Source organism: Vibrio sp. 10N.286.48.F5 (assembly GCF_041469785.1).
GTDB lineage: Bacteria > Pseudomonadota > Gammaproteobacteria > Enterobacterales > Vibrionaceae > Vibrio > Vibrio crassostreae_C.
In genome coordinates, this window is record NZ_JBFRLG010000074.1 from 1 (window position 1) to 10,196 (window position 10,196).

The 10,196-nt window shown below is 40.7% G+C and carries 7 protein-coding genes; all 7 read right to left on the bottom strand.

Annotation, left to right across the window (positions count from 1 at the left end; genetic code table 11):
• Positions 1–269 precede the first annotated feature (269 nt).
• The gene (locus AB4185_RS21815; protein ID WP_372135931.1) at positions 270–2,843 is read right to left on the bottom strand and encodes an Ig-like domain-containing protein; all 2,574 of its coding nucleotides are present in this window, start codon (positions 2,841–2,843) and stop codon (positions 270–272) included.
• Between the two features lie 202 nt (positions 2,844–3,045).
• A complete protein-coding gene (locus tag AB4185_RS21820) occupies positions 3,046–3,765 on the bottom strand; it encodes a hypothetical protein (protein WP_065583727.1) in 720 nt (239 codons plus the stop codon).
• Positions 3,766–4,159: 394 nt separating this feature from the next.
• Positions 4,160–4,957, bottom strand: coding sequence for an outer membrane beta-barrel protein (locus AB4185_RS21825; protein WP_102332842.1), 798 nt, complete (start codon positions 4,955–4,957; stop codon positions 4,160–4,162).
• A gap of 1 nt (position 4,958) precedes the next feature.
• A complete protein-coding gene (locus AB4185_RS21830; protein ID WP_102428213.1) occupies positions 4,959–5,990 on the bottom strand; it encodes a hypothetical protein in 1,032 nt (343 codons plus the stop codon).
• On the bottom strand, positions 5,990–6,712 hold the full coding sequence (locus tag AB4185_RS21835; RefSeq protein WP_102321099.1) for a hypothetical protein: 723 nt from the start codon (positions 6,710–6,712) through the stop codon (positions 5,990–5,992). Before AB4185_RS21835 ends, AB4185_RS21830 begins: the two co-directional genes overlap by 1 nt.
• A 10-nt stretch (positions 6,713–6,722) precedes the next feature.
• The gene (locus tag AB4185_RS21840) at positions 6,723–9,473 is read right to left on the bottom strand and encodes a TcfC E-set like domain-containing protein (protein WP_102332845.1); all 2,751 of its coding nucleotides are present in this window, start codon (positions 9,471–9,473) and stop codon (positions 6,723–6,725) included.
• Positions 9,473–9,988 (bottom strand): hypothetical protein, encoded by a 516-nt coding sequence (locus tag AB4185_RS21845; protein WP_065583732.1) that lies wholly within the window; start codon positions 9,986–9,988, stop codon positions 9,473–9,475. Before AB4185_RS21845 ends, AB4185_RS21840 begins: the two co-directional genes overlap by 1 nt.
• Positions 9,989–10,196: the final 208 nt, after the last annotated feature.

The following is a 10,196-nucleotide window of genomic DNA, read 5'->3' on the forward strand; positions in this document are numbered from 1 at the left end:
CGATTGATTAGGGCTTGGTTATATTGTTTCCAGTTAGTTGTTCTGTAGCGAGGCTTTGGCATTGCTCTAAGTATGTGAGTGAACTTAGATGATCTGATCGTAGCTTTAAGCATTAGTTCCCTGATTTAGGAAACAAAGCCTTGTTGCTGACTAAGCTTGAGTTTTGTTTCAATATCCATATTAATCCTTACTGAGTTTAGAAAATAAACCGCTACCCTCTATAAAAAGAAAAAACGGCCCTGCGGGCCGCAAACTCTGAACGTTGAACCCTAAGAACCTGATACGCACGAGACGTAGAACAGATTGGATGGGCCGCTGCTGCTGACGGTGCCAGAGCGGAGGTTCACGCGGTAGTAGACGGAACCACTAGCCGTCGACGACCAGTAGAAGCTGCTGGTCGCCCAACCCTTCGCGGTGTACATGTGACCAAAGTTATTAGAAAGACTCATCAACTCATCCATATTTGCTAAAGCCCAATCATCTCTCCCGTTAAGCTCAAGTGTATTATAATGTTCACAAAGGCTATGTGCTTCAGTAAAACTAAACATTGCAAACGATCCTGAAGGACCATCATCAGGGCTAATTTCAACATGACTACCGTTGTAATTACTATAGCCAACAGCGTTTAAAAAGCTCTCACTTGGAGTACCGGTAAACAACTTTCCATCGCTTTCCGCAATTTTAACACAGGCACCCGCGGCGTTTTGTTGATCATCATCCCCAACTTGGCCACCACACAATAAGGCATGAAAGGTAACTTGGCTAATCGCATTAGTCTGTGTATTGGTTGTTGTGGTGTAAGATGACGCCACATCAAAGGTCATGGTCGTTGTTGGGGTTTGATAGTTTGTATCCCACTTTACCCGCACTTTTTGCTCACCTGATTCATCGGTTTGAGTCGTTTCCGCTTCAAGGATAGGAGTAACCATTTCTGCGGTGTCTGGGTGCTGTTCTGTACTTACCACTGAAATGACTGAGTAACCTTCTACTGGGTTGCTATTTTGATCGGTCAAGGTCGCAGTAACCTGGCCACCTTCCACTGACGTATAAGGTACCGTGTCAATCGTTGCTTCTGATGACACTGCAGCCGTCTTTTCATCACCAATAAACTTAACTTCATAGTCTTGAGTAATGCCACCCACATCAAGGGTTAATGTGACGGTTTCCGCTTTTAAACTGGTTAAGCGAAACTCGGCAATACCATAGCTGTCTGTGGTAACGTTATCGCTGTCCAATGTCACATTTGGGCTAGAGACAGAAGCCGTCACAAGGGTATCTGGTCTTACTTCTTGACCGAGTTTTAACTCAACAAATACAGAACCAACATCAACTCCATCCGCGACAACTTCCGTGCTTGAGGTAGGCAATACAGTAATTAAACCTTGCTTAACACATGTCACATAATAAGCCGATGTTGGATCGACATCGCCTGTAAGGGTGCTGCCATCTTTAAGATCCACCCACTTAACCAGATCTGCTCCGTCATCATAAGCGAGGTATTGCGCTTTAACAGGCCAGTTATGTAACGCCTGAACATCGGTATCAGTGGCCATCAGCTTAAGTTGATCAAACGTCGGCACTGAACCACCGATGGTGTCGCAGTATGCTACGGCCGACGGATAACGAAAACCAGCCATATCAATCGCTGGGCTGTAGCCATCATCGTTCAGTTTTATATCATAAGGCGAGCCTTGCCCGGCTGCATCAAGTGCGGTGGGTGGTCCAATATAGAGATCCAACAAATGAGAAATGTCGTCCCATTTTGATGACTGATTAGGATCGGTCACTTCAACACGAATCAAACCCATGTCATACACTCCATTATGATCACTAACCGCAAAACTAATATAGTGGTAACCTGGTTGTGACGCTTGAAAGACGATCGTTTTATTCTGAGTGTCCAGTGGATCTTTAGGTACCGCTTTTGCGTTAAACGATTCAACATACACCAATTGATAATCATCACTATCGTCCGAGGAAACAAAGCCGCTGATGTCGATTTCTTCATCGGTCAATACGTAGACAACAACTGGATATACAATATTATCGTCAATCGTAAAACCTTGGTTAGCTTCGTAGCCCACCGCAACATCTAAAACCCCCATCAGCACAAGGCCATTAACCGAGTCTTCTAACGTATAAAGAACACGGTCAATGCCGGTAAAACCTGACGGCGGGGTATAATCCATAGTCTGGTCATCTGTACTATTTATTTGAACTGAGCTCGAGCGACCGTACGGTAGTGTAAGCTCCGTTAATACAAACTCGTCACCTAACGTAAAGCCGACTTTCTCCAATTCGTCCTTCAGTAAAACACTCACATCTTCATTAATCAGTGTTGTTGCACTTACTGGAACCAGTTCGGTTGAGCTAGGATTACTACTTACCGCAATGCGCGTAACCGCAGAACTCGAACCTTCTGAGCTACTACTATCACTCATTGGCGCTTCAGCCATACGGCTCATTGGCGACAATGTTTTAGGAGTCACATGATATCGATAGTCACACACCTTGGTATCAAAGGCCTGAATTACAAACCCTGTTTCCGTCATACTTTCTACTTGGCAGCTATCATCATTAGACAAGACCTCGACTTCACTCAGCGCAAAGCCACCACCCGTTGATGAAAATACCTTTGACGACAGGTCAACCTCGAACGATTCAGCATAGCCAGTCGAGTAGGTAGCATTTTGAGCGGAAAGCGTCGCGCTTTGAGTATTAGGGGAAACACTTGCTGAGCTTCCTTCACTGCCCTCTCCACCACACCCAAAAAGGGTAAGCGTAGTAGCGACGACAAAACCCAGGGGAATGCTTCCTCCTGGCTTATTGCTTAAAAGGTTCATATTACTTCTCTTTACTTTTTATTGATTTCAAAATTGATTTTATGATTTGTATTTAATGTTGTATTGGGCATTTACACTTTGCTGATAACAGTGATGCCATGTAGGCTAAAATTAGCACTGAACATGGGTAATGAATGCTGATCGTCCTTGATTAGCATTAATCATTGAAGGCCTATAATTATGTCTATTTTCAGCGTTCCTATTACTGAATAGGCAGTTGCATCTCTTTAGAGTATTTTTTATCGTAAGATGTTACGGTTACATTAAGTTGTTCACTTTGCGTATATTCCGCAAGAGAAAACGTTTTATCCCGACCAGATACAACAGTGAACTTTTGTTTGCATTGCGTATTTTTTTCTGTTGTACATGAGTTAACATAAACATCAATTAGCGTATTACTATTATTATCGATGCGTAAATTCTCGCCCTGATTGTAAATCTTATAATCAAAACTTGGCTTTGTCGTAGGCAGAATATAAACCGGTGAAAAACCATAGTTTATCTCGACACCGTGAATTTTCTCTCCCTCTTCTTTATAACGACTAGGAGTAAATGGCAGCATAAACATCAAATCTTTGCTGTTATCGCAAGACGTGTTGTGACATAAGCTACGAACACCCACGTCTTTCTCTTCACCAGGTCTTAAAACTAATCTTGGGTGCGTAAGAGATATTTTCCAATCATCTAGATTGTTTCTTGTATAACTATTACGAACGATTTTGTCGCCATCAATAAACTGAATTTCTTGTACTTTTCCATTAACAAAAATCGGGTGAGACTCATCATTAATAAGTGTCACGACACCATTGCCCTTTTTATCCGCGACGACAATCATCTTGTCGACATTAAAAGCATTGGCAGCAGTAGAAGTCATTGCTGAACAAATTGCGAATACTGTTAATAGATTATATTTAATTTTCATATTTCTCTCTACTAAAAATAATAAATTTTAGGATACTACTCGTCTATTTTGCTCAGCGCGTATATAACACCAAGCGCGAAAAGAATGAGTACATACATGTTTAAAATATTTGGTCCGATCATTACTCCGCTCTCTTATATTTGACCTTCATGCATATAATTGAGGTATTAGTTTTCATATTTACGAGCCCAAACGATAAAGGTGAGTAGCTCGATTGGTGAACAGTATCGCGCGTTCAGGTTTGAAGGTATTGGGCACTCTTGAATTTCAAAAACGCAAGATGCGAGATAGCTAAACAAGTGTAGATATCATTTACATTGGCGAGATACTCTCTGCTACAAACAAAGAAACACTGCCAAAAAATTGGCAGTGTTTCTGTTTCAAGGAAGGCAATTTAATCTAAACAGCTAACTTTCGGGTAAAGTATTTTCTCTTCAGGGTAAATCAAATTCAAATCACGATTATTAAGATTTGGATTTGCTTCGACTAATTCATCAAGTGAGCTATCAAATGCTCTTGCAATTCGGAGCAAATAGTCGCCAGGAACCACTCGGTATTCAACTAAACGCTGCTGACACGATGGCGCCTTCTTAATTGGGACAATAGACGCCAATTGGGTTTTCGGCCTTGATACTTGGGTCGACTCTTCAACAAGCTGGTCAACATTGGGCCTTGGGTTAATATCTGAAAGGCCTTCTGCGGCTTCATTGCTTGAAAAACGATAAACCAACAGTGCATTAAATGCGTATAGATCGTCTTGTTGACGAGCTAAATCAAAGACGCCTTGGTAACCAAGGTCGGCGCTCCAATTTTTACTCAATTGGTATTTAAGACCAAGCGATGCCGTAAAATTGGTGTCGTCACTAGAAAACGCGCCCCCGACTCCTGCATACAAGGAGGCAAATTCACTGACGGGTAGCAATAAGTCGGTTTCAACCATTACCGCACGTAAACTATCTATTTCCGAATCAGAAAAAGCAGAATAATCAGCATAGCCAAGTTCAAATAGTACGTTTTCACTAATGTTATATCCAACCGCCGCCTTATAACCAAGTGCTTCAGTCTGTCCCATGTTGTCATCAAATGCAGAAAACGTCATGCCACCACTCATCTGGATAGGCAGCTCCTCTGCTGATACACTTATGGATAAGAACACAGCGATAATCGATGACATTAAGTTCATTTTTTTCATCTTAAATACCAGGCTCCAACATGATCGTTACTTCATCAAAATAATCTCCGGAAACAGCAGAACTGCCCTCAATATCGTAATCAAAGTCTAAAGTAAAGTTAATACTTGTTTGCACTCCAGCTCCTTCTGAAATAGCCGTTGTTTGATGCATTAATTGTCCTTCATCAACTAAGTTACCAGAGCTGCACTGATCGCAATGAATGCTGTAAGGAATAACCACACCAGGGTTACTTGAATTAACCAATTCGTATGACTGTAAGGGCATTGTTAAAACAATTCCGTCATTAAAATAGCCGTTCGCTGTAATATCAAATGACGTTGTCGATGTTATTCTTTTGCCAATTGTGTCGTAGACTGGCGTCATGACACCATCTCCACTTACAAAAACACTGTCGAGTTGAACAGGCTGATAATCAAATGAAAACAACATCACTTCATTGATGTTGCGATAAGTCATAATGCCGTCATTTTCATAGTAGTAACGAATATTTACCGGCACTGAAGCTGAATATTGCCCCTCTGGTAGCCCACTTAATGCCGACACTATTTCACTTTCGTTAATATCGAAAATAGGTCTCAGGAAAATAAATGGGCTCGATTTTTGTTTATTAATTAATCGAACAGACGAAACACAGTTTGGACCTTCAACAGTCACAATCGGTAGTGACACTTCATCAAATGAGCACCCACCACCTACCGTATTTGCTGACTGGGCAAATTCAATTCCAGTAGTATTGTATTGAACGCCCGATATATCGATCGATATTGACGGTGAAGTATTCCCATTTCCCCCAATTAAAGTCATCTCTGTTGGAGGTGTACCCGAAAATGTCGCGGCCGCCCAAGCTTCTGAAGCCTGCAACATAGGAGGAGTTTCCCACGTACTTGGCAGCATTTTGCCATTGTAACGTGTCACATTGTCCCAACGAACACCACCAGCCTTCACTTCCGCGCGAACTTCAAACGCAGCTTGAGCCATGCTTGTCGTCATTAATGCAATAAACGCTACAATATATAGGATAGGTCTAGGCATTATATTTTACCTCTCGTCACCATTTCTTTCTTTGAATAGCTTCTGTCGTGAGATGTCACGGTAATGGTCAACTCGTTATTTCGCATAGTTTCGGTTAAAGGGAACGTCTTATTCCTTCCCGATACAACCGTAAATTTTTGTTTGCATTGGGCTTTGTTTTCAGCAACACATGCATCTACAAAAAAATTGAGCATGGTATTACTTTTATTTTCGACTCTAAGGCTATCACCGTTGTTGGTTAATTCGTAAGAATAATTCGGTTGTGTTGTAGGAATAATATAAACAGGTGCGAATCCGTAATTAATTTCCACACCACTCACTACTTCACCAGGTCTGTATTTACTTGGAGAAAAAGACAGCATAAACATCAAATCTTTTGAATTATCGCATGCAGCGTTGTGGCATAAACTACGTATGCCAATGTCTTTCTCTTCACCAGGGTTCAAAACTACCTTCTGGTGCGTTAATGACACCTTCCAATCGTTTAAGTTGTCTCTTGTATATTGTTTTTTTTCTACCTGTTCTCCATCAATAATATTTATTTCATCCACCTTTGCTTGGATAAAAATTGGGTGAGACTCGTCGTTGGTTAACGTAACGATACCGTTCCCTTTATCATCAGAGACAATAACCATTTTATCTACCGTAAAAGCTTGTACACTTATAGATAACAATATAGCGGTGAGTGATACTAAATTTAGTAGAACTTTATTGGATTTCATTTCCCACTCCTTAATTAACTTGTGCGACTGGGTATGTAATGGCGTTGGTGCGATAAAGTCGTTTTGCCAACAGTTTTAACTGATCGATATCTCTTTTATGAAGCGCTATTGTTTCCGCCATGTTTATAGATTCATGCGCTATATAAATTGCCTTAAACGAACCCACTTCTTTCTGAATAATTCGATAACCGTGTAATTCGAGCTTTTTAAGCGCTTTATTCAGTTCAATCGAGCTTTCGTATGCACCTAAATACATCGCTTGTAGTCGTTCACCTGCATCAATCAAATCTATCTGCTTTTCTTGAGCTATTGGCAAACAATAGTTTTGACCAAAGTTCATCTGATTTGTTGAAGTAAATTCATAAGGCAGTAAGCATTGGCTTTCTTTCGCTGACAATTCAAAGTTCATGCCTTCCAATACGGTTACTCTATAAACACCGTCGGCCATTTCATTGACTTCAATACAACCTTCTCCATGACACTTCACTTCTGTAATCGGCTGTTCTGATATGTCATTAAAGGCGCTAACAAACGAAACGACGCGACTAACTCTTGGCTCAATAGAAGCAACCGTACCTGGGTGTGTAAACACGGTTACGTTACTATCACCAGAGTTGTAAAGATCAACGCTCTCTGAATCAAATTTCGCACGATATTGACTATAGTCTTCCAAAGGCACAACGGTTTCATCGTTATATACGATGAACTTACTGTTGTTTCGCCCTTCTTTTTTAAGAGAGAAGTAACCTTTTTCATCAAACGTCTGCTCTGTATTCTGCGACTGATGAATATCGACAAGCGTATAAGACGTTGCCGCTTTATCGGTAATATAAACGCCGTCTGTCGTCACGATTTGAGTGCTAGACAAGCCAGCATTGATACCACTCGTGCCATTGGTGGACGTATGGGCGGAGGCATTCATTCGAGCGTATTTAGTCGTGCCACTGGTCGCCAATAACGCATCTTGATACATATCATCCTGTTGTCGATCGTAGGTGTTACTCACCTCAAGCGACGTATTAAAGGAGTCTGAGTCAATTAACTGATTTCGTCTTACTGTTGTTTTAAATTGATTAATGTCATCACTATCACTCGTCAGGCCCACGATAGTTTCTACTGTGTCTGACAACGGGACACTCCATAACAAATTAACTGATATGTCGTCCGTCGCCTCAGAGTAATCGACGTTAATATTAACTCGAGAATCTAAAACTGTGGGCGTGCTGTAACCAACGGAAATAAACTGCTGTTCCTGTTCATCCGAGTTACCTAAATTGTCTAACTGCTTGTCGTTATTAAGCGAGTAAACCGCATACATAGATTGTCCACCGCGGAAGCTGTACGAAGAATTCAACGATAGACGTGAATAATCGGCATATCCGTACATATAAGAAGCAACTGGATCACCAAGTTCATTATCGAGAGACTCATAAGATAGACTTAAATAAGGGATACCGATATTAGCATTAAAGTGAGATGCGTCTTCGAATTGGCTGTACACAGCTTCAGTACTCAAATCCCAATCAATCAGATTGTATGCACCACCAACGGTGTACATAGTGCCACTGTCCGTGACCAAGCCGCCCAAGCCTACTTGCAACGAACGGGTGAGTTGGTAGTTAGCTAATGCCTTGCCATAAACATCGTCTTCAATATTTTTAATGCCATGTTCCGTGTAGTCGTAATGGCTTCCTGAAAACATACCCGCAGTGGCAACGAAATCCACTTCCCCCTGAGTCAGAGAGTCACCTTTGGTGTTATATACTTGATAAGTCTGGGTATTAACAACTTGCCCACCACTTGTCACCTCAAGTACAGCTTCATAGCGACCAGATGGTAACTTGCTGTAAGGAATTGAGTTCTGCCCTTCTGGTACGTTATCTTGAAAAATCAATCGACCATCACGAAGAACTTGTACACCGCCACTTGTTGGCGCATAAAAGCTCAATACTTTGTCGTTATTATGTCCGCCTACGAGCAACTTTTTAGAGGTACCTACCGTGAGCGAGTTTTGAGCAACTCGAGCGGTGTTATTCAGGAAGTCAGTTGAGTTAACCTCTGGCTCAAATTCAAAATGACCCGCTTTTATTGAGTAAGAATCGATATCTAAATGATATGCCGCTTCATACAATTCAGAACCGTTATCACTGTTGTTGGCATTGAAATCAGTTTTGAGGTATCCGTAAGGTAGCCCCAGTGTCGTTTCATTATTTAAAGAAACGATTGAGTCTTGATCTTGATATTCACTCACGTACAGATCAAATGAATTGATTAACCCATTGTGTTGACTCAGAGACGAGTGGTATACCAGTTCTTTATCGAGATTCGAGTATGACAACACCTGTGGAGATACAAAAAGATAGACTTCTTGATCGTTATAGTTATGAACGATCTCAAACGTTTCTGGGTACAACTCACACTCATCGAGCTTACCTAAACACTCAGACTGATCTTGTATGCCAACCATTAATTGATCTATGATCTTCTGCTGGTACTCAGCCGACACTGTATTATCATTTAAATAGTCAGATACCTGTGCGATCGCTTTTTTATTATTCGAGTCTAATTTTAACGTGTTAAACGACGTTAAAAATGGGATCGGTGAAGTAAGGGAACCATCTAAGTTACGTATACGGACTGTTGACTCTTTCAATTCAAACAGTTCTTCAAAACCTTCAAGAACATTTTGACTATAACTTGAATACGAATACACAGGCAATAACACTAAAATTGCCATTGTTATGAGTTTGAACCTGAACATTATATATCTACCTCTATATTGAACTCTATCTCACCATTACACCTCTCCGCTTGGCCCGCTGTGATGATATCTTTAAATGACTGAAAACTTAATATAATGTCATGCTCACTATACTTATTGTCGCCATCATTTAAATTGAAATTTGAAAAAGAGACGGATTCACCCTCTGACAAACTTATCCCGTCAATCGTTAATGTAACGAAATCATCCTGAACATTGCTCACTCCAGAGTAGTCCGTACAAATTGACGTATTTTTTGTTAACGTTGAAATATAAGGAATATCCGAAGACTCAAAAGGTATATCTGTTTCAATTCTTAATGTGGTATTAACATCATCAAATTTTGTTTTGTCTTGATTTGACGTCAACTCCAGAACTGCCGGAATAAATTCAACAGAATTAATTGAATTTGTATAAAGTTTGCCTACATCGAGGCTCGTAGTAATGTAAAGCACTTTGAAATCGGCGTTGGCATTCATACTCATGAAAGCCAATAGTATTAAAACTTTTTTCATATTGACTACCATCGTAGAGAAATAAGGCTCGTAATTACTACGAGCCTTTGAATCGGGAATTTTCTACAAATTAAACAAGGTCAGCCATAACCGTTACTGATGCTTGAACAGTAGTTCCACCTACTTCAGATTCAGGTAATACAGCAGTCTGCTTAACTTTAGTTGAAATAGTTTCTTCACCAGAAACAGGCTTTGTTTCCTAATTGGA

Coding starts and splice junctions, on each gene's coding strand:
- AB4185_RS21835 (WP_102321099.1), bottom strand. CDS start 6,712: ATGAAATCCAATAAAGTTCTACTAAATTTAGTATCACTCACCGCTATA.
- AB4185_RS21840 (WP_102332845.1), bottom strand. CDS start 9,473: ATGTTCAGGTTCAAACTCATAACAATGGCAATTTTAGTGTTATTGCCT.
- AB4185_RS21820 (WP_065583727.1), bottom strand. CDS start 3,765: ATGAAAATTAAATATAATCTATTAACAGTATTCGCAATTTGTTCAGCA.
- AB4185_RS21845 (WP_065583732.1), bottom strand. CDS start 9,988: ATGAAAAAAGTTTTAATACTATTGGCTTTCATGAGTATGAATGCCAAC.
- AB4185_RS21825 (WP_102332842.1), bottom strand. CDS start 4,957: ATGAAAAAAATGAACTTAATGTCATCGATTATCGCTGTGTTCTTATCC.
- AB4185_RS21815 (WP_372135931.1), bottom strand. CDS start 2,843: ATGAACCTTTTAAGCAATAAGCCAGGAGGAAGCATTCCCCTGGGTTTT.
- AB4185_RS21830 (WP_102428213.1), bottom strand. CDS start 5,990: ATGCCTAGACCTATCCTATATATTGTAGCGTTTATTGCATTAATGACG.